This window comes from Rugamonas fusca (genome assembly GCF_014042365.1).
Lineage (GTDB): Bacteria > Pseudomonadota > Gammaproteobacteria > Burkholderiales > Burkholderiaceae_D > Rugamonas > Rugamonas fusca.
The window spans coordinates 150196-176474 of the sequence record NZ_JACEZS010000001.1 but is presented as its reverse complement, the minus strand read 5'-3'; the positions used below and the strand labels follow the sequence as shown (position 1 = coordinate 176474).

At 66.4% G+C, this 26279-nt stretch carries 23 protein-coding genes and 1 pseudogene; 4 read left to right on the top strand and 20 right to left on the bottom strand.

Annotated features, from left to right (window positions below):
* Positions 1 to 2: 2 nt before the first annotated feature.
* Complete coding sequence (locus H3H36_RS00700; protein ID WP_182213061.1) at positions 3 to 719, bottom strand: hypothetical protein; 717 nt, start codon at positions 717 to 719, stop codon at positions 3 to 5.
* A 42-nt stretch (positions 720 to 761) separates the two neighbouring features.
* Positions 762 to 1343 carry a Spy/CpxP family protein refolding chaperone gene (locus H3H36_RS00695; RefSeq protein WP_182213060.1) on the bottom strand — a complete coding sequence of 194 codons (582 nt, stop codon included), beginning with the start codon at positions 1341 to 1343 and terminating at the stop codon, positions 762 to 764.
* A 187-nt stretch (positions 1344 to 1530) separates the two neighbouring features.
* Between H3H36_RS00695 and H3H36_RS00690 the strand changes: the two genes are divergently transcribed.
* Both H3H36_RS00690 and H3H36_RS00685 read left to right on the top strand, forming a co-directional pair.
* The gene (locus H3H36_RS00690; RefSeq protein WP_182213059.1) at positions 1531 to 2223 is read left to right on the top strand and encodes a response regulator transcription factor; all 693 of its coding nucleotides are present in this window, start codon (positions 1531 to 1533) and stop codon (positions 2221 to 2223) included.
* A gap of 3 nt (positions 2224 to 2226) precedes the next feature.
* Positions 2227 to 3825 (top strand): sensor histidine kinase, encoded by a 1599-nt coding sequence (locus H3H36_RS00685; protein WP_182213058.1) that lies wholly within the window; start codon positions 2227 to 2229, stop codon positions 3823 to 3825.
* Between the two features lie 14 nt (positions 3826 to 3839).
* Here H3H36_RS00685 and H3H36_RS00680 read toward each other — a convergent pair whose 3' ends face one another.
* From H3H36_RS00680 to H3H36_RS00665, 4 genes are read right to left on the bottom strand one after another with little or no spacing between them, the layout of a single operon-like run.
* Positions 3840 to 5087: a TolC family protein gene (locus H3H36_RS00680; protein ID WP_182213057.1), complete on the bottom strand. Its 1248-nt coding sequence runs from the start codon at positions 5085 to 5087 to the stop codon at positions 3840 to 3842.
* A complete protein-coding gene (locus tag H3H36_RS00675; protein WP_182213056.1) occupies positions 5084 to 5404 on the bottom strand; it encodes a DUF3240 family protein in 321 nt (106 codons plus the stop codon). Before H3H36_RS00675 ends, H3H36_RS00680 begins: the two co-directional genes overlap by 4 nt.
* A gap of 36 nt (positions 5405 to 5440) precedes the next feature.
* Positions 5441 to 8503: an efflux RND transporter permease subunit gene (locus H3H36_RS00670; protein WP_182213055.1), complete on the bottom strand. Its 3063-nt coding sequence runs from the start codon at positions 8501 to 8503 to the stop codon at positions 5441 to 5443.
* A complete protein-coding gene (locus H3H36_RS00665) occupies positions 8503 to 9648 on the bottom strand; it encodes an efflux RND transporter periplasmic adaptor subunit (RefSeq protein WP_182213054.1) in 1146 nt (381 codons plus the stop codon). The genes H3H36_RS00670 and H3H36_RS00665 overlap by 1 nt, the downstream gene beginning before the upstream one ends.
* 151 nt (positions 9649 to 9799) lie before the next feature.
* Here H3H36_RS00665 and H3H36_RS00660 point away from each other — a divergent pair, with 151 nt between their 5' ends.
* Positions 9800 to 10477: a response regulator transcription factor gene (locus H3H36_RS00660; protein ID WP_182213053.1), complete on the top strand. Its 678-nt coding sequence runs from the start codon at positions 9800 to 9802 to the stop codon at positions 10475 to 10477.
* Positions 10474 to 11847, top strand: coding sequence for an ATP-binding protein (locus H3H36_RS00655; protein WP_229219650.1), 1374 nt, complete (start codon positions 10474 to 10476; stop codon positions 11845 to 11847). Before H3H36_RS00660 ends, H3H36_RS00655 begins: the two co-directional genes overlap by 4 nt.
* 11 nt (positions 11848 to 11858) lie before the next feature.
* Here H3H36_RS00655 and dcd read toward each other — a convergent pair whose 3' ends face one another.
* The 14 genes and pseudogenes from dcd to H3H36_RS00585 form a co-directional block, all read right to left on the bottom strand.
* Entirely contained in the window at positions 11859 to 12425 is a 567-nt protein-coding gene (dcd, locus tag H3H36_RS00650) for a dCTP deaminase (RefSeq protein WP_182213052.1), read from the bottom strand.
* A gap of 106 nt (positions 12426 to 12531) precedes the next feature.
* Complete coding sequence (locus H3H36_RS00645) at positions 12532 to 13371, bottom strand: alpha/beta fold hydrolase (RefSeq protein WP_182213051.1); 840 nt, start codon at positions 13369 to 13371, stop codon at positions 12532 to 12534.
* Positions 13372 to 13479: 108 nt separating this feature from the next.
* A complete protein-coding gene (locus H3H36_RS00640) occupies positions 13480 to 14034 on the bottom strand; it encodes a TetR/AcrR family transcriptional regulator (protein ID WP_182213050.1) in 555 nt (184 codons plus the stop codon).
* Positions 14035 to 14043: 9 nt separating this feature from the next.
* A complete protein-coding gene (locus H3H36_RS00635; protein ID WP_182213049.1) occupies positions 14044 to 14514 on the bottom strand; it encodes a nuclear transport factor 2 family protein in 471 nt (156 codons plus the stop codon).
* Between the two features lie 99 nt (positions 14515 to 14613).
* A pseudogene (locus H3H36_RS00630) lies at positions 14614 to 16527 on the bottom strand (DNA internalization-related competence protein ComEC/Rec2); the annotation flags it as partial.
* Positions 16528 to 16869: 342 nt separating this feature from the next.
* Positions 16870 to 18771, bottom strand: a complete 1902-nt coding sequence (locus tag H3H36_RS00625; RefSeq protein WP_182213048.1) for a site-specific integrase — start codon at positions 18769 to 18771, stop codon at positions 16870 to 16872.
* 86 nt (positions 18772 to 18857) lie between these two features.
* Positions 18858 to 19349 (bottom strand): ComEC/Rec2 family competence protein, encoded by a 492-nt coding sequence (locus H3H36_RS00620; RefSeq protein WP_182213047.1) that lies wholly within the window; start codon positions 19347 to 19349, stop codon positions 18858 to 18860.
* Between the two features lie 76 nt (positions 19350 to 19425).
* Complete coding sequence (locus H3H36_RS00615) at positions 19426 to 20205, bottom strand: hypothetical protein (protein ID WP_182213046.1); 780 nt, start codon at positions 20203 to 20205, stop codon at positions 19426 to 19428.
* Positions 20186 to 21376 (bottom strand): trypsin-like peptidase domain-containing protein, encoded by a 1191-nt coding sequence (locus H3H36_RS00610; protein ID WP_182213045.1) that lies wholly within the window; start codon positions 21374 to 21376, stop codon positions 20186 to 20188. The genes H3H36_RS00615 and H3H36_RS00610 overlap by 20 nt, the downstream gene beginning before the upstream one ends.
* Positions 21343 to 22449, bottom strand: coding sequence for a hypothetical protein (locus H3H36_RS00605; protein ID WP_182213044.1), 1107 nt, complete (start codon positions 22447 to 22449; stop codon positions 21343 to 21345). The genes H3H36_RS00610 and H3H36_RS00605 overlap by 34 nt, the downstream gene beginning before the upstream one ends.
* Before the next feature lie 6 nt (positions 22450 to 22455).
* Positions 22456 to 23262 (bottom strand): hypothetical protein, encoded by an 807-nt coding sequence (locus H3H36_RS00600; protein WP_182213043.1) that lies wholly within the window; start codon positions 23260 to 23262, stop codon positions 22456 to 22458.
* 202 nt (positions 23263 to 23464) lie between these two features.
* On the bottom strand, positions 23465 to 24259 hold the full coding sequence (locus H3H36_RS00595; RefSeq protein ID WP_182213042.1) for a TatD family hydrolase: 795 nt from the start codon (positions 24257 to 24259) through the stop codon (positions 23465 to 23467).
* A 2-nt stretch (positions 24260 to 24261) separates the two neighbouring features.
* Positions 24262 to 24969, bottom strand: a complete 708-nt coding sequence (gene lolD / locus H3H36_RS00590) for a lipoprotein-releasing ABC transporter ATP-binding protein LolD (protein WP_375539557.1) — start codon at positions 24967 to 24969, stop codon at positions 24262 to 24264.
* A 4-nt stretch (positions 24970 to 24973) separates the two neighbouring features.
* Positions 24974 to 26239: a lipoprotein-releasing ABC transporter permease subunit gene (locus H3H36_RS00585; RefSeq protein ID WP_182213040.1), complete on the bottom strand. Its 1266-nt coding sequence runs from the start codon at positions 26237 to 26239 to the stop codon at positions 24974 to 24976.
* Positions 26240 to 26279 lie beyond the last annotated feature (40 nt).

Here is a 26279-nt window from a genome sequence, read left to right as displayed (position 1 = left end):
CCTTACACGGTGGTGTTGATCAAGTTGCCGCTGCTGCCGGCACCCGACAGGTTATTCGACAGCGCCTGCAGGAAGCTGGCCAGCTTGTCGTTGCTGTCTGTGCTGCTGGTGCTGCTGTTACCGCTCAACTGGTCCAGCAAGTTCTTGAATGTGCTCGACAGGTCAGAAGTGGTATCGGTGGAGGTGGTTCCATCCGCATCGCTGGTGGACGATGTAGACGTTCCGCTGCCCAGCTTCGAGATCAGGCTTTGCAGGTCGGACGCCAAGCGGCCCGGCCCACCGGCGCCACCGGGGCCGCCCGCAGCGCCCATGCCTTGCCCCTGCTGGCCTTCGCCGTAGGGCGGCGGCCCGTCGTCATTGGCACTACCTTGCGCGTGCAGCGCGCCCATCAGGCTTTGCAGGAAGCTGCCCAGCGCCTGGGCCACGTTGCCGCCATCGGTGGACGACGTGTCGCTGGCGGACGCGGTGTCGCTGGTGCCGCTGGCCGTACCGCCGGCCGACGAATCCGTGCCCGACGTACCGTTGGCGCTGGTCACGCCGATTTCCTTGAGCGCGTTCGCAATGGCCGCGACAAAGCCACCGCCGTCCGGATGGCCGCCCGGCGGAGGACCGCCGCGTACCGGGCCACTGTCGCCGGCGCCGGACGTGGCACTGGCACGGTTCAAGAAATTCATCTGGCTGACGGCGCTGCTGCCAGCGCTGAGGGCATTGATCGACATCGTGTTCTCCTGAATTGGGGGGCGTGGAATGCGTAGGGTTGGTTATTGGCGCGGGGCGCGGAGCGGCTGGCGTGGCTGATCCTGCGGGCGCCCGCGCTCGTCGAGCTGTTTGCGCTGCTCCGGCGTCAACAGCGCCAGCAGCTTCTGCTCCATGCGCACGTGCTGCAGCATGATGTTGGCCATGGCTTGGGCGCCAGCCTGGGCCAGCGACGCGGCCTTGGCGTCGTCGTACTGCGCCCCATGCGCCAGTTCGCGCAGCGCGGCATGGGCCTTGGCGGCGGCCTTACCCTGGTCGCGCAGGTAGGGTTCCTGCGCATGCAGGATGGCGAACACCTTGTCCTGCTGCGCTTCGCTCAGGTCCAGGCCGCGCAGGAACGGTGGTTCACCGGCCATGCCGGGACCGCCGAACGGCATCATGCCCGGCATGGCGGGGCCACCGCGCATGGCTTCCGGCCCGCGCATCGGATGGCCGTCATCCACGCCGGGACCGGGAGGATGCCCACACAATGGGCCGGCGCCCGGCGCGCCATCGGCCATCGCGGCCACGTCGGCATTGGCGGCCAGCGGCAGGGCCAGCATCGCGGCCAGCAGGAGTGCTTGCAGCTTGGTTTTCTTGATATTCATGACAGAGCTCCTTGGTTATGCATTGGAGCCGCCATTTTCTGGCCGGGAGGTGTAAAGCGCCGTTAGGACAAGGTAAATCCGTGTAAAGACGATGGCCTGCGCTCATGTAAAAGCGGGTAAAACCGGGCCGGGAGGCTCGCCGCTTGCGTTATGATGGCCGCATCCACACTGCCCCACCCACGCTGCGATGAGCAAAGTACTGCTGATAGATGACGATGTTGAACTGATAGGCATGTTCCAGGAATACCTGGAGCAGGAAGGCTTTGACGTCAAGGCCGTCCACGATGGCGAAGCCGGCACGGCCGAAGCGCTCACGGGACTCTATGCGATCGCCATCCTCGACGTGATGATGCCGCGTATGAACGGACTGGAAACCCTGCGCCGCATCCGCACCAGCAGCCAGCTGCCCATCCTGATGCTGACAGCGCGCGGCGACGACACGGACCGTATCGTCGGCCTGGAACTGGGCGCGGACGATTACGTGGCCAAGCCCTGCACCCCGCGCGAGCTGACGGCCCGCATCCGCGCCATCCTGCGCCGCGCCCAGGCCGTGCCGGCCGATGCCAGCGGCGGCCTCGCCACGCTCACGGTCGGCCAGCTCACCATGTGGCCGGAACAACGGCGCGCCGCCTGGGCCGGCGTCAAGCTGCAGCTGACCAGCACCGAATTCAACCTGCTCGAAGTCCTGGCCCGCAACGCCGGGCGGCCCGTCAGCAAGAACACCCTGTCCGAACAGGGCCTGGGCCGGCCCATGGCCCGCTTCGACCGCAACATCGACGTCCATTTGAGCAGCCTGCGGCACAAGCTGGGCACCATCGCCGACGGCCGCTCCTGCCTGCAGACCGTGTACCGCCAGGGCTACCAGTTGATCAAGGACTAAGCCGTGGGCCGCCTGTTCTGGAAGTTCTTCCTCTCCATCCTGCTGGCCCAACTGGCAGCCACGGTCGGCATCGGCGGCGCCGTATGGCTCAAGAACCGCAACGCAGCCGCCGGCACCGTCATCGATACCAGCCCGCCGGCGGAAATGGCCATCAACTCGGCCGCCGCCACGCTGCAATTCGGTGGTGCCGAGGCGCTGCGCGGCCTGCTGGCGTCCATGCGGCACCACCGCGTGTACGCCGTCGATGCCCAGGGCCAGGAACTGCTGGGGCGCGCCGTCAGCCCGGCGATGCTGGCCGAGGCGCGGGCCTTGCTGAAAGAAGACGATGCCCGCCCTGTTGTACGCGATGTGCGCGACGTGCGCGGTGCCGGCGATGGCGGCGGCCGGCACTACCTGCTGTTCCTGCCCTCCCACGAGCGCCTGCGCGGATTCGACGGCGGTTATCCCAATCCGCTGCTGGCCGGCCTGGCCGACCCGCGCATGGGAGAACCACCGCGCCATGGTCCCGGCGACGGTCCCGGCGGGCCGCCGCCAATGCCACGCGACGGTGGCGAACGGCCCACGCCCGATGGTGGCGCGCCGCACATGCCGCCGCCCGGCGCCGAAAGCGACGGCCATCCACCACACGCCGGCCCGCCGCCCGATGGCCGCAATCCCCGCTTCCAGCCGTTGGCGCCCTACGTCCCCATCGTGGCGGCCATCCTGGCCAGCCTGTTGTTCGCGGTGCTGCTGGCATGGTACTTTTCACGCCCGATCCGGGCATTGCGTGCCGCGTTCGAGGCGGCCGCCGGCGGCGACCTGGCGCCGCGCTTTGTCGACGCGTCGGGCAAGCGCGGCACGGAGCTGAACGACCTGGGGCGCGATTTCGACCGCATGACGGCGCGCCTGCGCAGCCTGATCGACGGCCAGACCCGCCTGTTGCATGACGTTTCGCACGAACTGCGTTCGCCGCTGGCGCGCCTGCAGGCGGCCATCGGTCTGGCGCACCAGCAACCGGAAAAGATGGCGTCCTCGATGGCCCGCATCGAACGCGAGAGCGTCCGGATGGACAAGCTGGTGGGCGAATTGCTGACGCTATCGCGGCTGGAAGCGGGCGCGCTTGGTGCGGGGCAGGAGGAAATCAGCATGGCCGACCTGTTGCAGCAGATCGTGGACGACGCCGGCTTCGAGGCGTCCAGCCAGCACCGCAGCGTGACATGCGACGGCGAAGCCGACGTGGTGGTGATCGGCCAGGCCGACCTGCTGGCGCGCGCCATCGAGAACGTGGTGCGCAACGCCATCAAGCACAGTCCCGAAGGCGGCACCGTGCGGCTTGAGCTGCGGCCACGGGACCACGCGCGCCAGCTGTGCATCCGCGTGCTCGATAACGGGCCCGGTGTGGCGGTGGAAGAACTGGCATCCATCTTCCAGCCCTTCTTCAGGTCCGCCAACACGCGCAACGATACGGATGGCCACGGCCTGGGCCTGGCCATCGCCCAGCACGTGTTGCAGGCGCTCGGCGGCGGCATCACGGCCAGCAACCGGCCCGAGGGCGGCCTGTGCGTGGAGATCGTGCTGCCCATCGCCCAGCAACGCGCGTCCGGGACGGGCGGCGCGGCCTGACGGAGGGCGGGCCTTCACTCCTCGAATGCCCACAGCATATGGGCGTCGAGCTTGAGCCGCGCGTACGCCTGCAGTGCATCCAGCTGGGCCGTCTGGGCGGCCAGCGCCGCATCCAGTGCCTGCCGGCGCGCCAGCAACGCCTCGCTCAAGCTGATTTCACCGGCCGCGTAGGCTTTCATCATCAGCGCCGCCTGGCGCTCGCTTTGCTGGGCGATGCTGTCCATGGTCTGCCAGATCTGGCGGCTGTGGCCACTGTCGAGCACCACCCGGCGCGCCGCCGCATCGACCCGGATGCGCGCCATGTCCAGCCGCTCCCTGGCCTGCCCGGCGCGCGCGGTGGCGGCACGCGTGTCCGCGCCGCGGCCGGCGCCCGGCAGCGGCACCGACAGCATCACGCCCAGCACCCGTTCCTGTCCGCCCCGTTCGCGGCTGGCGCGCACGGTCACGGTCGGATCGGGCATGCGCTCGGCGCTGGTGCGGCGTGCCTGCTGCGCGGCCAGTTGCGCCTCCGATTCGGCCAGTTCCAGCTCGTGATTGTGGCCCACGATGCTGGCGACCCAGCTGTCGGCCGTGCCCTGGGGCTCGGGCGGCACCGGCAAGTCCGCCACCGGCGCGGCCGGCAAGCCCGGATAAGTCGAGTGCAACAGCTGCTGCGCCAGCGCGCCCCGCTGGCGCGCCTGCTGCAACTGCGCCGCCACGCGCGACTGCTCCGTCTCGGCCTGCAATTGCTCCAGCGCCGCACCGTCGCCCGCCTTGACCCGCTGGACAGCGATGCGCACCAGTTGCCCGGCCAGCGCGTGCTGCTGCTCCAGCCGTGCCACCGCCACGTTCTCGCGCACGGCGGCGAACCAGTCCGTCATCAGGGCCCGTCCCGCTTCATGCCACGCATCCTCGTGCGCCGCCTGCGCCACGGCCACGCCGGTGGCGCCGATGGCCGCATCCTGGGCCGCCTTGCCAAACCAGCGCACGGGCCGCTCCAGCGCCAGTTCCTGCTCGCGCCACGTGGGGCCGGCCAGCTCGTTGCGCGTGCTCATACCGGCGCGCACCGTCCATTCGTGCCGGCCAGCCTCCAGCCCCGCCTTGGTGGCCTGCGCCAATTCACCCTGCAAAGCCACCTCGCGCAACTGTGGCATGGCGGCCAGCACCTGGCGCACCGTGGCTTCGGGCGGCAGCAGCGCCAGCCCCGGCTCGGCCGGGTGCTGGGCAAAGGCCGGTGCGCTCGCCAGCAGCGCGCATATCGATAAGGCCGCGATGCGCTTCATACCATCCTCCCGAACGCGAGCACTGGCGTGAGCCACCACGCCACTTCCGCGTTGCGCAGTTCCGCCGCCAGCGCGGCCACCAGCGTTTTCAGGCCGTCCACGGTGCCCACCACGTGCACCAGCTTGCGGCGGCATCGGCCCTGCACCTGCTCGAGCGTCGTATGCAGGGTGGCGCCCTGGCCCATGCCGTGGGCGTCCACCACGGAGAATCCGGGCGCCTGCTCCGGGTGGAGCAGCAGGAAATCCAGCACGTCGCCCTCCAGCGCGCCGGGAATGGCCAGCGTCAGCATGGCCTCGTAGTTCGTATCGGTCGTCATGGTCATTCTCTGCTCATTTTCTGTTCATTCTTTCTCTCAGCCTTGCCGCGGCACGCCGAAGCGGCGGAACAGCAGCGGCAACAGGATCAGGGTCAGCGACGTTGCGCTCAGCAGGCCGCCCGTGACAACGATGGCCAGCGGCTTCTGGATTTCCGAACCGGGCCCGCTGGCCAGCAGCAGCGGCACCAGGCCGAAGGCCGTGATGCAGGCCGTCATCAGCACGGGACGCAAGCGGCGCAACGCCCCTTCCACCACCACCTCGGCCAGCGGCATGCCGCGCGCCAGCAACTGGTTGAAGCAGGTGATCATCACCAGCCCGTTCAGCACCGCGATACCCATCAACGCGATGAAGCCAACGGATGCCGGCACGGACAGGTATTGCCCCGTCACGGCCAGGGCCACCACGCCACCCACCAGCGCGAACGGGATGTTCACGAACACCAGCAAGGCCTGGCGCACGCTGTGCAGGGTGGCGAACAGCAGCAGGAAGATCAGCGCCAGCGCCACCGGCACCACCATGCCCAGCCGGGCCGCCGCACGCTGCTGGTTCTCGAACTGGCCGCCCCAGGCCATGCGGTAGCCGGGAGGCAGCGCAACCTGTTTGGCCACCCGCGCCTTGGCTTCGTCGACAAAGCCCACCAGGTCGCGATCCCGCACGTTGGCGCGCACCACCACCATGCGCGCCCCGTTCTCGCGCTCCACCTTGACGGGGCCGTCCACCATGCGCAGCGCCGCCAGTTGGCCCAGCGCCAGTGCTTCGCCCCCCTCCTGCGGCAGGCGCAGTTGCTGGAACAGGTCCGGCGAGCGTTGCAACTCGTCCGGGCCCCTCAGCAGCAAGGGCAGGCGGCGGCCCTGCTCCACCACCACACCCACCGTGCGGCCTTCCACCAGCGTGCGCAAATCGTTCTGCACCTGGTCGCCATGGAGGCCGGCGCGGCCCACGGCGGCGCGGTCCAGCTCCACCTGCAGGTACTGGACGCCGCTGTTCTTGATGGTCAGCACGTCCTCGCTGCCGGGGACGGCCTGCACGGCGGCCACCACCGCGTCGGCCAGTTCACCCAGCTTCTTCAAGTCCGGGCCGTAGATTTTCACGGCCAGGTCACCCCGCACGCCGGACAGCATTTCCGACGTGCGCATCTCGATCGGCTGGGTAAAGCTGATGTTCAGGCCGGGGAAGCCCGCCGTGGCCGCGCGCAGGGCGTCGATCAGCACTTCCTTGTCCTGGCTGCGCCACTGGGCGCGCGGCTTCAGCACGAGGAAGCTGTCCGTCTCGTTCAGGCCCATGGGGTCCAGCCCCAACTCGTCGGAACCGAGGCGGGCGACGATGCGCGACACCTCCGGCACCTGGGCCAGGATGCGCTCCTGCAGCGCCATGTCCAGCCGCGCCGATTCCTGCAGGTTCACCGAAGGCAGCTTCTCGACCTGCATGATGATGTCGCCTTCGTCCAGGGTGGGCATGAAGGACTTGCCGATGAAGGGGAACAGCACGGCCGCCAGCACCAGCGCGACCACCGCCCCCGCGGCCACCTTGCGGCCATGTGCCAGCGCCGCCGCCAGCAGCTTGCGGTACTGGCGCTCCAGCCATTGCACCAGCCGGGGCGCGTCGCCGTGATGGTCCTTCAGCAGCAGCGAGGCCAGCACGGGGATCACCGTCAGCGACAGCAGCAAGGACGCGGCCAGCGCGAAAATGATGGTCAGCGCCACCGGCCCGAACAGCTTGCCCTCCAGTCCTTGCAGCGACAGCAGCGGCAGGAACACGATCATGATGACCAGCATGCCGGCCGTCACCGGCAAGGCCACCTCGCGCACGGCGCGGTAGATCACGTGCAGGCGCGCCAGCTTCGGGCCTTGTGCATTACCGTGCGCCTCAATGTTCTCCACTACGACGACGGCCGCATCCACCAGCATGCCGATGGCGATGGCCAGCCCGCCCAGCGACATCAGGTTGGCGCTCAGCCCATAGGCCTGCATCAGCACGAAGGTGCCCAGCGCGGCCAGCGGCAGGATGCACGCCACCACCAGCGCCGAGCGCAGGTTGCCGAGGAACAGATACAGCAGCAGCACCACCAGCACGGTGGCCTCGCCCAGGGCGGAGGTGACGGTGCCCACGGCCCGTTCCACCAGGTTACCCCGGTCATAGAAGGTCTTGATGCTGGTCCCGGCGGGCAGGGTCTTGCCGATTTGCGCCAGCTTGTCGCGCACCTCGTTCACCACCTGCTGCGCGTTGGCGCCGCGCATGGACAGCACCAGCGCCTCCACCGCCTCGCCCTTGCCGTTCTCGGTCACGCTGCCGTAGCGGGTCAACTGGCCGACACGGACGGTGGCCACGTCACCCACCCGCACCGTCATGCCCTCGCGTGAGGCCACGCTGATGGCGCGCACGTCGTCCAGCGTGCGGATATTGCCGTCGCTGCGCACCAGCAGCGATTCCTCGCCCGCGCCCAGGCGCCCGGCGCCATCGTTGCGGTTGTTGTTCTCCAGCGCGGCCTGCAACTGCGACAGCGACAGGCGCCGCGCGGCCAGGGCCGTCACGTCCGGCACCACTTCGAAGCTGCGCACCATGCCACCTAGCGTGTTCACTTCGGCCACACCGGCGATGCCGCGCAGTTGCGGACGGATGGTCCAGTCAAGCAGTGTGCGCTTTTCGGTCAATGACAATGGACCTTCAATGGTGAACATGAACACTTCACCAAGCGGCGTGGTGATGGGCGCTAGGCCGCCGACGACGTTGGACGGCAGATCCTTGAGCACGCCGGCCAGCCTTTCGCTGACCTGCTGGCGGGCCCAGAACACGTCCGTGCCGTCCTGGAAATCGAGCGTCACATCGGCGATGGCGTACTTGGACTGCGAACGCAGCATGACCTGGCGCGGAATGCCGAGCAATTCCTGCTCGATCGGCGCCACGATGCGCGCCTCCACTTCCTCCGGCGTCATGCCGGGCGCCTTCATGATCAGTTTGACCTGCGTGCCGGAGACGTCGGGAAAGGCGTCGATCGGCAGGCCACGCAGCGCCTGCACGCCGGCCGCGCCCAGCAGCAGCGTCAACACCAGCATCAGGAGGCGCTGCGACAGCGCGAATGCGATCAGGCGTTCGAGCATCACTTGCCCCCTTCCGCGCCCAATCCCAGCCAGGCGCCCTTGATGGCGGCCACGCCGCGCACTGCGACCTGGCTGCCGGCCGGCAGCCTGCCCTGGATCCACATGGTGTCGGCGCCCGCTGGCGTTGCCGTGACCGGCACCGGCGTGAAGCCCGTAGTGCGCTGCACGAACACATAGCTGGCCGCCCCGCGCCGCACCAGGGCCGATGCTGGCAGCAGCACGCCGCCGGCCGGCTTGGCCGCCACCGTGGCCTGCACATACTGGTTCAACTTCACGCAGCCGCCATCGTGCTCCATGCGCGCCCGTACCAGCACGCTCTGGTTGCCGGCGTTAAGATGTGGCGACAGCGCCTGCACGCGGGCAGCGCCGCAACCGGCCACCTGTACCGCGTCGCCCACCCGCAGTTGCGCGGCCAGCTGGGGCGTGGCCTGCAACTCCAGCCACAGCGCGCCGGACTTGGCGATGCGGGCCAGCGGCGCGCCCGCTTCCACCCGCTGGCCCGGCGAGAGCGGCAATTCCAGCAGGGTGCCGGCGGCGCCCGCCGTGAGCGTCAGCGCGGGCGACATGGCCTGCTTTTCGAGTAATCGCAGCAACTGGGCTTGCCCCATGCCGGCCGCGCGCAGGGCCTGGCGCCGCTCGCTGGCCATCACGGCGGCCTGGGTGGCGGCGGCCCGGCTCTCCTCCAGCCGCGAGCGCGCGATCACGCCATCGGCGAACAAGGCCTCATCGCGGGTCAGCTTGCGCTGCGCCAGCGTGGCCTGGGTGGCCAATTGCAGGTAGTCACGCTGCCACTCCACCAGCTGCTGGCTGAACAGGGTGACGACCGGGGTATTGGCCCGCACCTCCTGCAACGGACTCACATGGACTTGCTGCACCACGCCTGCCACGATGCTGCTCAGGACTGCCGTGCCCTCCGGCGCCGCCACCACCGTGCCGGCCAGTTGCTGGCCGCCGCCGTCCTGCGACGGCGCGCCCGCGGCCACGGTCTGCACGCCTGCGCGGCGCTGCTGGGTGGCGTCCAGCTTGATGATCTCTTCCGCCGCGCCTTGCGCGCCCGCGGGCGAGGAGCCGGCCACCAGCGCGCCCGCCAGCAGCAACAGTTGGCCGCATCGGGTCGCGGCAGGATGGAGTGGTTTGGATATCATGACAGCCTGTGGATGTGTGGTGAATGCTGCGGATATTGGGCGAAACTTGTTAAGAGCTTCTTAACAACTGCTCCCTACCATGGGATCATGCTAGCCGGGGGCCGCCCGGCACGTCTGCGCGGCAGATCATGAAGTTTGTGGAAAGGACACCATGCGCATCTTGTTGGTCGAGGACGATCCCCAGCTGGGCCGGGCCACCCAGATCGGGCTGGACCAGTCGGGCTACGCGGTCGACTGGGTGCAGTCGGCCGAAAGCGCGCTGACGGCCGCCCGCCTGCACCATTACGATTGCGTGCTGCTGGACCTGGGCTTGCCCCAGATGGACGGCATGCAAGTGCTGCGCAGCCTGCGCGGCAATGGCTATGGCGGCGCGATCCTGATCGTAACGGCGCGCGACCAAGTGCCCGACCGCATCGCCGGCCTCGATGGCGGCGCGGACGATTTCATCATCAAGCCCTTTGACCTGGACGAACTGGCGGCCCGCATCCGCGCCGCCAGCCGCCGCGCGGCCGGGCGCACGCAGGAACTGCTCACCCACGGCACGCTGGAAATCGACACGGCCGCGCGCCAGGTGCGCAACGCCGGCCAGCCCGTGCCGCTGACGAACAAGGAATACGGCATCCTGCTGATGCTGGTGGAGAACCGGGGCCGGGTGCTGAGCCGCGAACAATTAGAGGAGACGTTGTACAGCTGGGGCGAGGAAGTGGAGAGCAATGCAATCCAGGTGCATATCCACCACCTGCGCCGCAAGCTGGGCAAGGAGCTGATCCGCACCGTGCACGCGGTGGGCTACACGATCGACCCGGCGCCGGCCGGCCCCGCGCCATGATGGCGGTGCCGGCCCCACGCAGCTGGTCGCTGCGGCGCACGCTGCTGACGGTGCTGCTCAGCCTCACCTGCGCCGTGTGGGCCGTGAGCGCCTTCACCGTTTACCTGGAGGCGGACCGCGAAAGCCAGGAATTGTTCGACCAGTCGTTGACGGAAACGGCCCACCTGCTGCTAACGCTGGCCTCGCACGAAGTGGAGGAACGCCAGGGCGTAGACCCCACGGCGCTGGACGAGCACGATGACCTGATGCACGGTGAATACCTGGTCTTCCAGTTATGGGACAAGGAAGGCCACCTGCTCTACAAGAGCGCCGCCGCGCCCGAGCAGCCGTTCGCCAAGGCGGACGGATTGGGATGGACCAGCATCGGCCCCCGCCGCTGGCGCACCTACGCCAGCTGGGACGGCAAAGGCCAGTTGCAAATCCAGCTGGCCGAACCGGCCAGCCACCGCCAGGAGATCAGCGACAAGTTCGCCCATCGCATCGCCGGCTACGCGCTGCTGGCCGTGCCGCTGCTGGCGGGCGCCATCTGGTGGAGCATCAACCGCGTGTTCCGCGCCTTGCAGCGCAGCGCCAGCGAAGTGGCCCAGCGCACCCCGAATGAGTTGCGCGAAGTGAGCGTGGACGGCGCACCGACGGAAGTGCAGCCGCTGCTGCGGGCCATCAACCAGCTGTTCGAACGGGTGCGGCGCACGCTGGAACATGAGCAGCGCTTCACGGCCGACGCGGCGCACGAACTGCGCACGCCGCTGGCCGCCATCAAGACCAACCTGCAAGTGATCCAGCGCGCCCGCAACGACGCCGAGCGCAATGAGTTCCTGGCCGGCCTGGGCGCCAGCGTGGACCGGGCCAGCCGGCTGGTGGACCAGTTGATGACGCTGTCGCGGCTGGAGCCGCAAACGGGCGCCCACCCTGCCCTGCAGTCGCTGGACCTGTGCGAATTGCTGGCCACGCAGGTGCCGGCGCTGCGTGAGCAGGCGCGCCGCCACGGCCTGCAACTGGAGACGGAACTGAGCCCCGCGCGCTGCATGCTGGACCCGGACAGCATCCTGATCCTGCTGCGTAACCTGTGCGACAACGCCATGCGCTACACGCCGCAGCCGGGCGTAGTGCGCCTGTCGTGCCGGCGCGACGGCGAGCAGGTATGCCTGGAAGTGGCCGATACCGGCCCTGGCATTCCGCCCGAGATGCGTGAACGGGTGTTCGACCGCTTCTTCCGGCTGGCGGACGCGAATCAACCGGGTAGCGGCCTGGGACTGTCCATCGTCCGGCGCGTGGCGGACGCCCACGGCGCCAGCGTGCAACTGGGCGACGGGCTCGATGGACGGGGATTGGGCGTGCGCGTGCTGTTTCCAGCCCGCGCCGCGGAGTGAAGCCTTGGACCTTAGGCCTTGGGCAGGGTCACGCCGTGCTGGCCCTGGTATTTGCCGTTGCGGTCCTTGTACGACGTTTCGCAGACTTCATCGCTCTCGAAGAACAGCACCTGGGCGCAGCCTTCGCCGGCGTAGATCTTGGCCGGCAGCGGGGTGGTGTTGGAGAACTCCAGCGTCACGTAGCCTTCCCATTCCGGCTCGAACGGCGTCACGTTGACGATGATGCCGCAGCGGGCGTAGGTCGATTTACCGAGGCACACCGTCAGCACATTGCGCGGAATGCGGAAGTACTCGATGGTGCGCGCCAGCGCGAACGAGTTGGGCGGGATGATGCAGACGTCGCTCTTGACGTCCACGAACGAATTCGAATCGAAGTTCTTCGGATCGACGATGGTGCTGTTGATGTTCGTGAAAATCTTGAACTCGTCGGCGCAGCGGATATCGTAACCGTAGGACGAGGTGCCGTAGGAGATGACCTTGCGGCCGTCCTGCGCGCGCACCTGGCCAGGCTCGAAAGGCTCGATCATGCCGTGCTGCTCCGCCATCCGGCGTATCCATTTATCGCTCTTAATCGTCATTGCAAAGGTACCTCAAAAGTGGGAACGGCAGGTCCGCGCGCGGCGGCGCGGCGCATTTGCACGCGATTTTACGCGAAACGGGCACTGAGCTGAAGTCTAAAGAGGTTCAGGCATGCGCCGGCAGCTTTTTTGGGCTGCGCGCGCGGCGCTGATCGGCCAGCAGCGCCTTGATCATCTCGGACGTGGCTTCGGCCGCCAGCTTGGGCGACTCCATCGGGAACAGGTGGCCGCCCGGCAGCAGGCGGAAATGTTCGCCCACCAGCGCCTGGGTGTGGTCCAGGCCCGATTGGCTCGTCTCCCACGAATCCGTGCCGCCGATGAAACCGACGGGCACGGGGAAGCGGCCCCGCATCATCGTGCCCAGGTGGTGCGGCAGGCTGCGGTAGACGGCCGTCTCGATTTCGCGCGTGAAGCGCAGCTGCACGCCTTCCGGGTGCGGTTTCAGGCCGTGCTCCATGTAGTCGCGCAGCACGCCGGGGGCCCAGGCCGCGAACAGGTCCTTGCTCACGAAGTGCTGGTAAGCGGCCTCCGCGTCCGGCCACACGAAGCGGCGGCGGGCCGAGAACCGGGCCGGCGAATATTTGTCTGCGCCCTTGGTCATCTTCATCACCCGCCAGAACAGCGCGCGCCAGCCGGCCACCACGGGCGAATCGAGCATGACGACGCAACGCACCAGGTCCGGCCGCTTGTAGGCGACCATGAGGCTCAGCATGCCGCCCAGCGAATGGCCCAGCAGGATGACGGGTTCGCGGTAGCGCGTCGTCAAGTCGTTAATGTACTCGTCCACCAGCGCATCCCAGCCATCGGTGACGGGATAGAGCGGATTATGGGCGTGCATATCGAGCGCCTGGATGTCGAATTCCCGGCCCAGGTGCTCGAAAAACTGGCGATAGGTGCCGGCCGGGTAGCTGTTGGCGTGGGCGAAATGCAGCTGGGGCTTGCTCATGTTTTTATGCTAACGCCTTGCGGTACAAGGCGGTCTCCATTGGGTAGTGATCGTTTTATTGTAATGGAGGCGTTGCGGCGCGGTTGGTGGAGGGGCTCTAATTTCCGTTCACCGCAGGCGCTCGCGGAGACGCTGCAAGCTTGCGCTAAAAACATCGGTCCGGTCGAACGCACGCGCCAGGACCAATGCGCCCTGGATGCCGCCCACGACTTCTTCGGCCAAGGCGGCGGCCGCTTCCGGCTTGCGCCCCGTCCGGACCAGCGCTGCGGCCAACGCGTCGATCCAGGCGGCGAAGTAATGATGGACCCGGCCGGCGAAACGGTCGCGCTCATTGCCGAGCGCGAAGACGCCGACCAGGCAGACCCTGCGGCCAGACAGGAAATACCGCTCCACATCGTCGAACATGGCCTGGATGCCCGCCGCCGCATCCGCCGCTTCGTTCAACGGCGCAAAGACATGCCGCTTGAACCAATCGTCGATATGGGCCAGCACGGCGTCGGCCATTTCCTCCTTCCCGCCGGGGAAGAAGTGATAGATGCTGCCCTTGCCCAGCTTGGTCCCTTCGGTGATACGCGCCAGGCTGGCGCCCTCGAAACCATGGGTGCGGAACACTTCCGCCAGCATCGGGATCACGTCTTCCCGTTCCGCGATGACTCTCGCCATATACCTTCCTTAAAAACCGAAATCGCTCAGGCTCGGATAATCCGCCGGGCGTGGGCCGCTATTGTCCCACAAGAATTTGCGTTCCTCCGCCTTGATGGGGTGCTCGTTGATACTGGCGTGACGGTGGTGCATCAGGCCATTCCCGTCGAATTCCCAGTTTTCGTTGCCGTAAGCCCGATACCACTGGCCGGAATCGTCATGGTATTCGTAGGCGAAACGCACGGCTATGCGGGCGCCGTCAAAAGCCCACAGTTCCTTGATCAAACGATAATCCAGTTCGCGGTTCCATTTGCGCTTCAGGAAGGCGATGATGGCCGCGCGGCCCTGGACGAATTCGGCGCGGTTGCGCCACCAGCTATCTTCAGTGTACACCAGCGCGACTTTCTCGGGATCGCGCGTGTTCCAGCCGTTTTCGGCCAGGCGCACCTTTTCGGCGGCGGTTTCGCGGGTGAACGGGGGCAGTGGTGGTCGTGTCGACATGAAAATTCTCCGTTAATGTACTCATCGGGACAGATTGTACTGATCGGTACATTCACTATAGACTGTTGTGCCGGCGCTGGCAAGCCCGTTTTTGTGGTCTCATTTCCCGTACCAGTAGCGTTGATGCGCAACACGGTAGGACTGGACATGCACGCCATCGCCGAAGTCCAGCAAAATGGCGCCCGATTCGTCGGTCCGCAGCCGTTGTATGCCCAGTGCCGCATAGCGCGCATACACTTCCGGCTTGGGGTGGTGGTAGCGGTTGCGGTAGCCGACCTGGAATAGCGCCAGTTGCGGATGGACGGCCAGCAGGAACGCCGGGGTGGACGAGGTGCCGCTGCCGTGGTGCGGCGCCAGTAGCACGTCGGCCGCCAACCCGGCGCCGGCGCGCCCCAGCAACGCCGCCTCCTGTGGCGCTTCGATGTCGGCGGCCAGCAGCAGCGACTTGCCGCCGGCCGTGATCTTCAGCGTGCAGCCGCGCGCGTTGGGCTTGAGGGAGGCATCGGCATAGCTCGCTTCCAGCGGGTGCAGCATCTCGAAACGGACGCCGTCCCATTCCCAGCCCTGCCCGGCGGCGCAATGGCGGTGCTGGCGGGCGGCGCGCACGATGGCATGGTCGGCCGGCAGCGATGACAACACCCAGCCCACCGGCAACGCGGACAGCACGGCCAGCGCGCCGCCGGAATGGTCGCTGTCGCTATGGGTGACGATCATGCCGTCCAGCGCCGCGATGCCGCGCGCGCCCAGGTACGGCAAGATGACCCGGTTGCCGCCGTTGGATACGTCCGAGTACAGCGGCCCGGTGTCGTACAGCAGGCGGTGGCCGCTCGTTTCAATCAGCAGCGCCATGCCCTGCCCCACATCGAACGCCGTCACACGCAGCGCGCCCTCGCGCGGGTGCGTGGGAGTTGCGGCCAGCAGCGGTATCCAGGTCGCCAGTCCGAGCCAGCGCACGGGCCAGCCGCGCGGCGCCAGCATCCAGAGCGTGCCGAACAAGGCCCAGCAGAACAGCCAGAACGGCGGCGTGGGCGCGGTCCACACGGAGAACGGCAGGTCGCTGAACCACTGCAAGCACGCGGCCAGCATCCGCACGATGAAGTGCGCCAGTCCCAGCACGGGCACGGCCAGCGGCATGGGCAGCACGCTGCCCGCCAGCGATAATGGCGTAACGACCAGGCTGACAAGCGGTATCGCCACCGCGTTGGCCAGCGGGCTGACGACGGATACCTGTGCGAACAGCAGCATGGACAAGGGCACCAGTCCCAGCGTCACCGCGTACTGGGTGTTCGCGCCCATCCGCAGCGCCTGCCAAAGCCGGCGATGGCGCGGCAGCGGCGCGTCCCTGGTCGAACGCACGACGGTACGGCCCACCGTCGCATACAGGATCACGGCCACCGCGCCGAACGAGAGCCAGAAGCCCGGCCACAGCACGGCCCACGGATCGAGCAGCACCACCACGCCCAGCGCGGCGCACAACACATAGGACACGCAGGCAATGCGGTCCAGCCACAGTGCCGCGGCCACCACGGCCAGCATGTACAGCGTGCGCTGGGCCGGCACGCCAAAGCCGGCCAGCAGCACGTAGAGCAGCGCCACGCTGGCGCCAGTCAGCGCGGCCACCTTTTGCGCGGGCAGGATCAGCGGAAGCTGCCAACGGGTGAAGAACGAACGGCGCCACAAGGCGGATACGGCCAGCGAGAACAGTCCCGCCACCATCGTGATATGCAATCCTGAAATGGAAATGAGATGCCCTATTCCCGTCCGGTTGAACACTTTCCAGTCCGATTGCGGGATGCCGCGCTGGTCGCCCACCACCAGCGCCACGATCACGTTGGCGTACGGCGCCTCCGGCAGGGCCCGCAGGATGCGCGACCGCAGCACCGCACGGCAATGCTCCACCAGGTTCCCGAAGCTGAACACAAAACTGGCGAGGCGACGATTATCCGGTGCCGGCCGCACGTAGCCGGTGGCGCGCAAGCCCTGCTCCAGCAGCCACACTTCGTAGTCGAAGCCAATACTAAGTGCGAGATAAAAAAAAATGGACTACGTCAAGCTCCAACAGCTGCCCCGTATGTGCTTTCGCGCGCGAAAAGGGGGCAAACCAAAAGATGTCCATCTGAATGCCTGCCAAAATGGACGAAGAATTGAGACTTTGTCCATTAGCCGATCCACGGTCACAAAAGGATGCACGGCCGCGTCGTTAGTTAGCTGAACTAGCCCGACACCAAAACTGATGTAGAAATTGCGGCGTCGCTCTGGGGCTTCTTGGCGCGAGCCTTCACCCCGGAAACAAGAGAGCAAGAATGGCCCACTTAGGTGGGCCATTCGCATTTCGGCGTCGTCCTAAGGCGAGTGTTAGTGAGCCCTTGTTTTGACATCGCTCGATATATTGAGGTCGCCAGACTCAATCAACTCATTTCTTAGGTCATCAGGCATACGAGCCCTCATTCCGACCACGCCCGACCTCCCGATTTCGAGTACGCCACGCTGTACTCCTCGCCATAAAACTGGATTCTTTTCACCAGCCACCAGTTTTCTTACCCAATTGGAAACCGGCTCGATCCATTCATGAGGCTCCTTCAGTGGATCAATGATGTCGGTCACTTTCCGCAGCGCATCGACTACTGCCCGTCCCTCCCCCGCTATGCTCAGAGTCACAACCGTATCCTGGACGCGCCACGCGATTGGAATGGCGGCACGCAGGACTAAGCCGGATTGAACATCTTGCTCTAGCGCGTCCGAAAGATCTGAAACTACTCCACGAAAAAGTGCATCCAATTGGTCGTTGGTACCAAAACATAGTCGTGACAAATTGAGGATGCCATCCTCGAAGCCGATCGCTGTCAGTTTGCTCAGGTCAAGTCGCTTTGTTAAAAATGCCTCAGTCGCGCCAATGCCAACCTCGACAAAAGGAATAAGCTTTTCGCCCCATCGGTGCGACAGTTCAGGTATCAAACTCAGTGACGGGCCAATTGCACCGCAATCTAAGCGCACCAAGACTGCTAGCTTGACGTCGCTGTTGATCAATTCGGGTTCTTCATCGGCGGGCTCATCCACGGTATGTCCTTCCGCAATGGTCGAGCCCAAGTACTCAGGGATAAGTGCATTGCCTTGAAAATAGTCCGTTAACAGACGCTTCCAGTCCGATATGGGGAGCCCCCCATCCAAGCGGAATAATTTAGAGTAATCGGAGTGTTTTCCAGCCTTATCGATTGATGTATCAATACGGTCGAAATATGCTTCAGCAGGATAAGCTCGAATAGCACCATCAAAATGGGTAATTGCGTCCTCGTTTGCAGAAAACTCGGCGTGCGCGTAGCGGCAGCCATAGGTGCTACCTGGCCCAATAGGACACCGAGATTCTGATGAAACTTGAGGGTCGAGTTGCTTTGCCGCTAGCTGGCGGACGTGTTGAACTTGAAAAGTCAAAACAGTTTGTATGCGAGCACCGGTGAACAGGGCCAGCAAATGTATCAAAGTCATTTCTGTATTGCCCTGCGCTAGTAGTGCTTCAACCACCCACCGCTGCTCTTCATGCGAGAGAGGACGCAGCTTACCGCCGTCCTCTATTCGTCCGTCATAAGGATCAAATTGCGTCTTGGTTAGAATCGATAAATCTGTGGTGGTTACTCGCCTAGTAAACTCAAGGCCATTCACGGCCGTTAATTTTAGAAACACATCCGATTCCCGCCACGGTGGAAAGTCCGGCGTCAATAGTCCTTCCCTTGTCATCCAGGAGTAAAAAGCGATCACCGAACCCATCCGCCGCTTTGCCACAGAAGCCGAGACGACACGGGCTTCCACGGCCCTACGCAGATGACTGCTATAGCGGTACGTCGGCCGGCTTAGTTTTTGCGCCGCAAATCGTTGCCAGTCGATCGCTTCTTCGTCGATGAACCTTCTGTAGGCCGCCAAATCATCAGCGATACCATCATAAGTAGACATAGACGGTTCAAGTGCCTCCTCCAGTCGAGAAAGAATATAGAGATTCGCTTCGACCCAGGGCAGCCCTGTCGTGTCTAACACTATGGGATACAGATTGAATTCAGTAGCCTTCCACTTTGGCTTCTTATCGATGCGCAGGCCAGTGATTGCTCGCTTTGGGCGCTCATAGCACGCCATACCACTTGCGCTAAGGGGCAGCGCAATCTGCACAGCGCCGGCGTCTGACGCCTCGCATACCTCAGTGAGCACGAAGCTCGGAAGGATCAATTTCCTCGCTTTGCTGAGAAGGGGCAATTCTTGGTCGTCCGTCACGTCAGTCCGTCGCGTTGAAGTTTACAAGTAATGCCACGATAATTCAGTGGCACTAAACTTGTCCACTATACAACGAACTCTCCCTTTTATGGCAATTTTGTCCAACTCACACTTACATAGGGATTGGCGTTACCATGCGGACGTTGCAGCCGTACCGTCAGCCGCCAGCGCTCACCTGGCCGCACGTCGCCCACTTCCACCACTTGCCCTCGCAGGCCGCTATACCAGGCCAGCGAGACGCGCGGCGGCACGTGGACATTTCCAGCCTGTTCGACTGTGAACGTAAAGCGCACCCCGCCGTCAAAGCGGTACGGCAGGCTATCGACCACGCCCACCAGCGTGATATCGCGTCCTTCGTCGGCGGCGGCAAGTCGGGGCGCCAGCGCCGCATGCGCCAGCAGCGCGGCCCAGACCGCGCCAAGCAGCGCCCCCGCCAGCACTGTCGCGGTCCGGCGCCGCAGCAACAGTAACAGCGCAGCGATCGCGCAGCCAGCAATCATGCTGCCGCGGTCCGGCAGCGCCGCGCTGCCTTGCAACAGGGTGACGCCGCCAACAAAGCCCAGGATTGCGCTACGCATGGCCCGACAGGCAGCTCAAAAGGCCACTGTGCCCCACTTTGTCCTGCCGCGCCTTGCTCAGGGTCTAACCCTGTCCCTAATCGCGCGTCAATGTGCTGCCGTCGCTAAAGCTGATGCTTTGGGCGGGCACAGGGTTCGGCGGATTGGCCGGTGGCGTCTGCCCGGCCGGCCCCATGCGCCCGGAAAGGTGGACCGTTTGCCCGCCGCGCACCACGTCGAGCTCGATGCGGCGCATCACGGCGTACCCGCTCACCGTGCCCGCCTGGCCGCCCACACTCTCCTCGCCCTTGAGCAACTCGGTGGCACGGTCATCGAACGCCGGGTCGGTTTCGAAGTGGACTTTCCATACCTGGCCGGTGGCGCCGTCCTTGCCGCTCCAGTGGCTGTCATGCAATAGCGGCCGGAACGAGTTGTCGGCCCGCACCACGGTGAGGGTCGGCGCGCCGCCGGTGCTTGGCGTCAAGACGATGGTGTCGGGCTCGACAAATTGCCCCGTGTAGGCCGGCGCCAGCGGCGCCGTCGCGCCCGGCACGTTCAGCTGCAGGGCACTGCCAACGTAGGAGCCGGTGACGGCGGTATTGGACTGCTGACCGATGGCGATGCTCGCCGTTATCGCGCCACGGGTCTTGCCCTGCGCAACGTCATCGGAAGCGAGATTGAGCCGGACCTGCTCATGTACGCCCGCCGCGTCCGTATTGACGCCTTCGAACTGGAACGTGATGAAGGGCACCACCAGCGCCTCCCCCACCCCGCCGCCGCAACTACTGATCAGCAGCGCCGGCAGGAGCAACGCCGCCAGCACACCGGCAATCCCTGCTGCCCGGCCGCACGACCGACTATTGAGAAAGTTCCGCATGATCGATACTCCTTTTTCCGAGGTGTTCGGCGAAGCGGGCGATATCGCTCTGCAAGCCCGCCAGCTCCGGCTCCAGCGCCGCCATCTGCTCCCGGACCGGCGGCGGCGCACGTTCGGTCCCGGTGATCGTCGTCGTACTCTGGCCGTTGAGGCCAAAGAACCGCAGGTGGATCCGCCACAGCCGCTCGCGCAGCGCCTGCCATTGCGGCAGGGTGCCGGCCGGCCAGTTGCGTTGCAGCGTGCCGTCGTACTTGTCGCGCGCCGCCTTGAAGCGATTGACGCTACCGTTATAACGTTGCACCATCTGGGCGAACGTCGGCCTGGGCACTATCTCCTGGCGCAACAAGGTGTTCAGGTCGCGCGCGGCGAACAGGTAGCCGTTCAGCGTTTCCGTCAGGTCTGCTACGGCGGCCTGCGGATCGCCCGGCGGGATATTGCCCGCTTCGCCGAGCAGAAACGGCGGACCTGCCAGCGCCCGCACCCGCGCCGCCAGGGCGGCAATCGCATGTGCCCGGATCACCTCGTTATCGGAGCGCTTGACCAGTCCGACGATGCCGTATCCGCTGACCAGTGGCCCGCCCGAGGCGCCACCGAGCGCGCCGTGCAAGTCGACCCGCACGGTGTGGCGCGTGTCCGGACGGCCGGCGATCACGCCCGGCGTGGGCACCACTACGCAATCCGATTCGCGGCCCAACTGCCAGACCTGGTCACCGACACCGTCCTTCCCGGCCGGCGCCAGCGCCTTCAGTTCGGGCACATAAGCGGACGGACGTGGGGCACGCAGCAGCGCCAGGTCGTCGTCGGCGCCGTCAAAGCCATCGAGCATGGCCGCAAGCTGGCGCGGTGCACCCGGCAGCGCGCAAAAGCTGACCGCAATCGCGTGGCTGGCCCGCTCCGGCTCCACCAACCCGGCCGGCGCACGCCGCGCCACCACATGCCGGGCCGTCGCAATGTAGACATCGTCGCGGTCGACGCCGACGACCAGCCCGAAGCCATGCTCGGCCAGGTCGCGTGCCTCGATCCGCACCACGTCCCGCAGCAGCCGCTGGCCAAGTTCGGGGCCGGTGTCGAAACTGGTGTCGGCGCGCCCGCCCACAACCGGCGCCAGCGCCAGCGCGATCAGGAACGCAGGCAGCGTCAGCCGCCCTCGCCGGCAAGCCGTTGCAGCCATTGCACTGCCCCCCACAACATGAGCGCGGCGCTCCACAGCAGCGCAACTGTCTTGTGGCGCGCCGCATATTCCAGCAGGCTGGGTTTGAGCGAACGCTCGAAGTGGCCGGTGCGCGTGAGCAGACTGCGCGCGGTGCCGGCCATTTTGACCCTGACCACCGGACCGAGCACAATATCGCATCGCTGCAGTTCGAGCCCGTCCAGTTCCAGGTCGTTGCCCTCACCCAGCGTGACCTCGGCGGCGCTGGCCTGCAACACGAGGTGCGCCTTGCGCAGGCTCGAAAGTATCCCGGCCTCCGTGCCCGCATCGAGGCGGCGCTCGACAAAGCGCACCGCCTGCGGACGCAGCGACGTCCAGCTGTACCCGGTCTGCGCCGGCCGGGCCAAGGTGACGATCATGGGCGGCGGCGTGCCCACCGGCGCCGCCGCCAGCGCGCGTAGCCGTTCAGCGAAGGGATAGTCGGCCTGCCACACCTGGCCGCCTTGTCCAAAACGGATCGCCGCGCGGCCGGACCATTCGATATCGACGCTCACCGGCCCCCGCTGCCCGTGCAACGTCATGATGGCCGCAGCCGCATCGGTGGCCAATTCGATGTCGGCGCCGGCCGGATAACTGATACGGCGCAAGTTGAGCCTGGCGGCACCGATGACCAGCCGGCCGGCCCCTTGCGCCCCCGGCCGTCCCAACAGGTCGGCGGCGGGCGATTCCAACGCCGTATAACCGTCCACCCGCAGCTCTCCCGCTACCGCCTGCGGCCCCAGCGTGCCGCGGTCCGCCAGGTGCAGGCGTACCGTGCCGGCTTCGGCATCGAGCGAAAATGGCACGCTGGGCACGGGTATCAGCGCGGCCAGGGACAGCACGGCCGCAACGGCGACCAGCGCCAGCCACGTCGCGCGTCGGCGGCGGCGCCCGGCATCGGGCAGACGGGCGATGGCCGCGTCGAGCAGGAGCAGTCGTTCCTGCAAATCGCGTAGCTCCGCCAGCGGCGCGTCCGCCATGCCGGCCCGCTCCGCGAAACGGCGCGCGACGCCGGCACGCAGGTCGCGCAAGCCGGTGGTGTCGTCGGCAGCCATGGCGGTTCATTGGCCGACGACAGCGAACTGCAGCATCGGCAGCAGGCTGCCGTCCGCGCCGAGCGCGCGCACGTCCACGCGCAGCTCGGCGCCATCGCCGGCCAGCGTCACCGGCAGCACGATGGTGTCCCATTCGAGCAGCGGCGTACCGGGCAACTCACGCCAACTGCCGGCCCCGGCACCGGGCCGGTACTGGCGCGCCGCGATGGAGGCGACCGGCACCGAGACGCGCAGCACGACGTAGGCGAGGCCGTCGGCATCGGCAACCGGCAAGAGCGACAGCGGCGCGATTAGCGGCAGATCGGGATCGGGCGACGCCGCGCGGGCGAGAAAACCGAGGTCCGACATGCGCAACCCTGTGCTGGCCAGCATGGGCGCCGGGTTCCACTCCAGTGCCCCGGCCGGGGACAGCCTGCCATCAACCCGGTAGAACGGACTGGGCCGTAGTGGCCGGATGGCCAACGCCAGCGGTGTGGCGGCACGCGCGCGGATGTGCAGTACCGTGGCGGCCGCCAGTTGCGGGGCATCGGGCCGATGCCTTGTCAGCGACAGCAGCTCGATGAAGGGCTGCGATACGGTCTGCTCGAAGTAGCCTTCGCACAGCTCCTTGCCCGGCACGCGCGCGTAAGGTGGCGTCCTGGAAGCGCTGGGCAACACGGGCGCGCACTGGAATGGCGCCGCCGGCGCGGCAAGCGGCTGCGAGACGGCCACCACGGCGAACGCGGCGGCCGCCAGCCTGGACAGCACGCGCCGCGCGACGGCCGCAGTCCTGGACGCTAGCACGGGAACGGCGCCACAAATCTTGCCGGGCATGGGTTTACTCCACTGGAAGACATTCCCGTTTTGACCACGAGAACGAAGCGAAGTTCCGGCCGCGGCGGCGACAAGGTCGATGGCCAACGCGGCTGAAGGCGGCAGCCCTTGCGTTGACGCGGCCCGCAGATTGCCACGAGCGCCGTGCGCTGCCGTGCACTGGCAGCGCGCGCGCCAGCGGTCGCCGGCCAGCCCCAGCCGCTTAGAGCGCGGCCATACGCGGCAACACGGCGCGCGCGTTGCCGCTGGTGGCGGCCGCGGCCTCATCCACGCCGATGCCGCGCAGCTCAGCCAGCACGGCGCCGATGCGCGGCAAATGCTCAGGCGCGTTGCGGCCGGGATGGATCCAGCTGGGGGAGATGTCCGGCGCGTCCGTCTCCAGCACGATGGACGACAGCGGCAACTCGGCGGCCAGCCGCCGTATCTGCAAGGCGCGGGTGAAGGTCATGGCGCCGCCAAAGCCCAGCTTGAAACCGAGCTCGATATAACCCTGCGCCTGCTGCATGCTGCCGTTGAACGCATGGGCGATGCCGCCGGCGGGCTGGATCTGGCGCGCGTGCTTGAGCACCACGTCCTGCGAGCGGCGCACGTGCATCAGCACGGGCAGCTTGAATTCGCGCGCGATCTTGAGCTGTTCACGGAAGAAGAACACCTGCTTTTCGCGCATGGCCGGCTCGCTCAGCATGGGAATGAAAAAGTCCAGGCCGATTTCGCCGATGGCCACCATGCGCCCGTCGCCCATGCTGGCGGCGACCTGCTCGCGCAAGAATTGAAGGTCATCCTCGCTGGCCTGGGGCACGTAGATGGGGTGGATGCCCAGTGCATAGCAGGCGTTGTCCACCCGTGCCGCCAGGCCGGCCACGGTGCCGAAGTTGGCCCGCTCCACGGCCGGAATCACGATCATGGACACCCCCTGCTGCCCCGCGCGCGCCGCCACGGCGGCCGATTCGTCGCCGAATTCGTGCGCGTCCAGGTGGCAGTGGGTGTCGATCCACATGATCAGTCCTCGGCTGGCCGCAAGCCCTCGTCGGTCAGGCGCAGGATGCGGTCGCAGCGGCGCGCCAGTTCGATGTCGTGCGTGACGATGACGAAGGCCGTGCCCAGGGTGCGCGACAGTTCCAGCATCAAATCGAAAATCTGCTGGGCCGTGGCGTGATCGAGGTTGCCGGTCGGCTCGTCGGCCAGCACGCAGGCAGGCTGCGTGACCAGCGCGCGCGCCAGGGCCACGCGCTGGCGCTCGCCGCCGGACAATTCGCCGGGCACGTGGGTCACCCGCTTGGCCAGGTTGACGCGGCCGAGGATCTGCTGCGCCGCGTCCAGCGCTTCGCTGCGTTTGGTGCGTCGTATCATCAGCGGCATGGCCACATTGTCCAGCGCGGAAAACTCCGGCAGCAGGTGGTGGAACTGGTAGACGAAGCCCAGCGAGGCGTTGCGCAAATCGCCGCGCGCCTTTTCGCTCAGGCTGGCGAAGTCCTTGCCCAGCAGGGTCACGCTGCCGCGCGTGGGCGTATCGAGCCCGCCCAGCAAGTGCAGCAGCGTCGATTTTCCGGAACCGGAAGCGCCCACGATGGCGACCCGCTCGCCGCGCCGCACGTCGATGTCGATCCCGTTCAGCACCTGCACCGAGTAGGCCCCTTGCGTGAAGGTCTTGCCCAGGCCCCGGCACGACAGCACCGGCGCACCATTGTGGATGTCGTGATTACCCATAGGATTACTCATAGCGCAGCGCCTCCGCCGGTTTCACACGGGCCGCCCACCAGCTCGGATAGAGCGTGGCGACGAACGCCAGCAGCACGGCCACGGCGCCGATCTTATACACGTCCGGCCAGCGCAGGTCGGACGGCACGGTGCTGATGTAGTAAATATCCTTCGACAAGAACTGCACTCCCAATAAATGTTCGATAAATGGCACGATCACGTCCACGTTGAGCGCCACCGTCACGCCCAGCGTCACGCCGATGGCCGTGCCCAGGATGCCCACCAGCGCGCCCTGGATCATGAAAATCTTCATGATCGAGCGGGGCGAGGCGCCCAGCGTGCGCAGGATGGCGATGTCGGCCTGCTTGTCCGTCACCGTCATCACCAGCGTGGAGACGAGATTGAACGCGGCCACGGCGATGATCAGGGTCAGGATGATGAACATCATGCGCTTTTCCGTCTGGACGGCGGCGAACCAGTTGGCGTTCAGCTTGGACCAGTCGCGCATGATGAGGTCAGGGTGCATGCTGCGCTTGAGATCCAGCGCCACTTGCGGCGCGCGGTGCATGTCGGACAGGCGCAGGCGCAGGCCGGACGGAGCGTCCATGCGCAGCAGCTTTTCAGCGTCCGTGATGTGGACAAAAGCCAGGCCGGAATCGAACTCGTTGTGGCCCGCCTCGAAGATGCCCACCACCGTGAACGAACGCAGGCGCGGCAGCACGCCGGCCGGCGTGGCCTGGCCCTCGGCCAGCGCCAGCGTCACCTTCTCGCCCAGGCCCACATGCAGCGCGCGCGCCAGCTCGATGCCCAGCACGATGTTGTAGGCGCCCGGCTGCAAGGCCGTGAAGCTGCCGCGCTTGACCTGGCGCGACACGTCCGACACGGTCGGCTCCTGCTCCGGCAGCACGCCGCGGATCACGGCGGGACGCAGCTCATCGTCGCGGATCAGCATGCCCTGCGTTTCCACGAACGGGGCGGCGCCGATCACTTCCGGATTCTTGCGTGCCTCGGCGGCCTCGAACTGCCAGTCGGGCATGGAGCCGCGCGCGTCGAAGATTTCAACGTGGGCCAGCACCGACAGCATGCGGTCCGTCACTTCCTTCTGGAAGCCGTTCATCACGGACAGCACGACGATCAGCGCGGCCACGCCCAGGCCGATGCCGGCCATGGAGATGAGCGAAATAAAAGAGATAAAACTATTGCGGCCGCTGCGCTTGCCGGCGCGCGTGTAGCGCAAGCCGACCAGCCATTCAAACGGCAGTTTCTGCATGATACTCATGGGGTCCCAAAACAGTGGAATGTTCGCGAGCCCGCAGTGT

Excerpts from the sequence above, each read along its gene's own strand:
- H3H36_RS00655 (WP_229219650.1), top strand. The coding sequence starts at position 10,474 with ATGATGGCGGTGCCGGCCCCACGCAGCTGGTCGCTGCGGCGCACGCTG.
- H3H36_RS00645 (WP_182213051.1), bottom strand. The coding sequence starts at position 13,371 with ATGAGCAAGCCCCAGCTGCATTTCGCCCACGCCAACAGCTACCCGGCC.
- H3H36_RS00690 (WP_182213059.1), top strand. The coding sequence starts at position 1,531 with ATGAGCAAAGTACTGCTGATAGATGACGATGTTGAACTGATAGGCATG.
- H3H36_RS00600 (WP_182213043.1), bottom strand. The coding sequence starts at position 23,262 with ATGCCCGGCAAGATTTGTGGCGCCGTTCCCGTGCTAGCGTCCAGGACT.
- H3H36_RS00695 (WP_182213060.1), bottom strand. The coding sequence starts at position 1,343 with ATGAATATCAAGAAAACCAAGCTGCAAGCACTCCTGCTGGCCGCGATG.
- H3H36_RS00585 (WP_182213040.1), bottom strand. The coding sequence starts at position 26,239 with ATGAGTATCATGCAGAAACTGCCGTTTGAATGGCTGGTCGGCTTGCGC.
- H3H36_RS00615 (WP_182213046.1), bottom strand. The coding sequence starts at position 20,205 with ATGCGGAACTTTCTCAATAGTCGGTCGTGCGGCCGGGCAGCAGGGATT.
- H3H36_RS00660 (WP_182213053.1), top strand. The coding sequence starts at position 9,800 with ATGCGCATCTTGTTGGTCGAGGACGATCCCCAGCTGGGCCGGGCCACC.
- H3H36_RS00665 (WP_182213054.1), bottom strand. The coding sequence starts at position 9,648 with ATGATATCCAAACCACTCCATCCTGCCGCGACCCGATGCGGCCAACTG.
- lolD (WP_375539557.1), bottom strand. The coding sequence starts at position 24,969 with ATGGGTAATCACGACATCCACAATGGTGCGCCGGTGCTGTCGTGCCGG.
- H3H36_RS00610 (WP_182213045.1), bottom strand. The coding sequence starts at position 21,376 with ATGGCTGCAACGGCTTGCCGGCGAGGGCGGCTGACGCTGCCTGCGTTC.
- H3H36_RS00605 (WP_182213044.1), bottom strand. The coding sequence starts at position 22,449 with ATGGCTGCCGACGACACCACCGGCTTGCGCGACCTGCGTGCCGGCGTC.
- H3H36_RS00620 (WP_182213047.1), bottom strand. The coding sequence starts at position 19,349 with ATGCGTAGCGCAATCCTGGGCTTTGTTGGCGGCGTCACCCTGTTGCAA.
- dcd (WP_182213052.1), bottom strand. The coding sequence starts at position 12,425 with ATGACGATTAAGAGCGATAAATGGATACGCCGGATGGCGGAGCAGCAC.
- H3H36_RS00595 (WP_182213042.1), bottom strand. The coding sequence starts at position 24,259 with ATGTGGATCGACACCCACTGCCACCTGGACGCGCACGAATTCGGCGAC.
- H3H36_RS00670 (WP_182213055.1), bottom strand. The coding sequence starts at position 8,503 with ATGCTCGAACGCCTGATCGCATTCGCGCTGTCGCAGCGCCTCCTGATG.
- H3H36_RS00640 (WP_182213050.1), bottom strand. The coding sequence starts at position 14,034 with ATGGCGAGAGTCATCGCGGAACGGGAAGACGTGATCCCGATGCTGGCG.
- H3H36_RS00680 (WP_182213057.1), bottom strand. The coding sequence starts at position 5,087 with ATGAAGCGCATCGCGGCCTTATCGATATGCGCGCTGCTGGCGAGCGCA.
- H3H36_RS00635 (WP_182213049.1), bottom strand. The coding sequence starts at position 14,514 with ATGTCGACACGACCACCACTGCCCCCGTTCACCCGCGAAACCGCCGCC.
- H3H36_RS00675 (WP_182213056.1), bottom strand. The coding sequence starts at position 5,404 with ATGACGACCGATACGAACTACGAGGCCATGCTGACGCTGGCCATTCCC.
- H3H36_RS00700 (WP_182213061.1), bottom strand. The coding sequence starts at position 719 with ATGTCGATCAATGCCCTCAGCGCTGGCAGCAGCGCCGTCAGCCAGATG.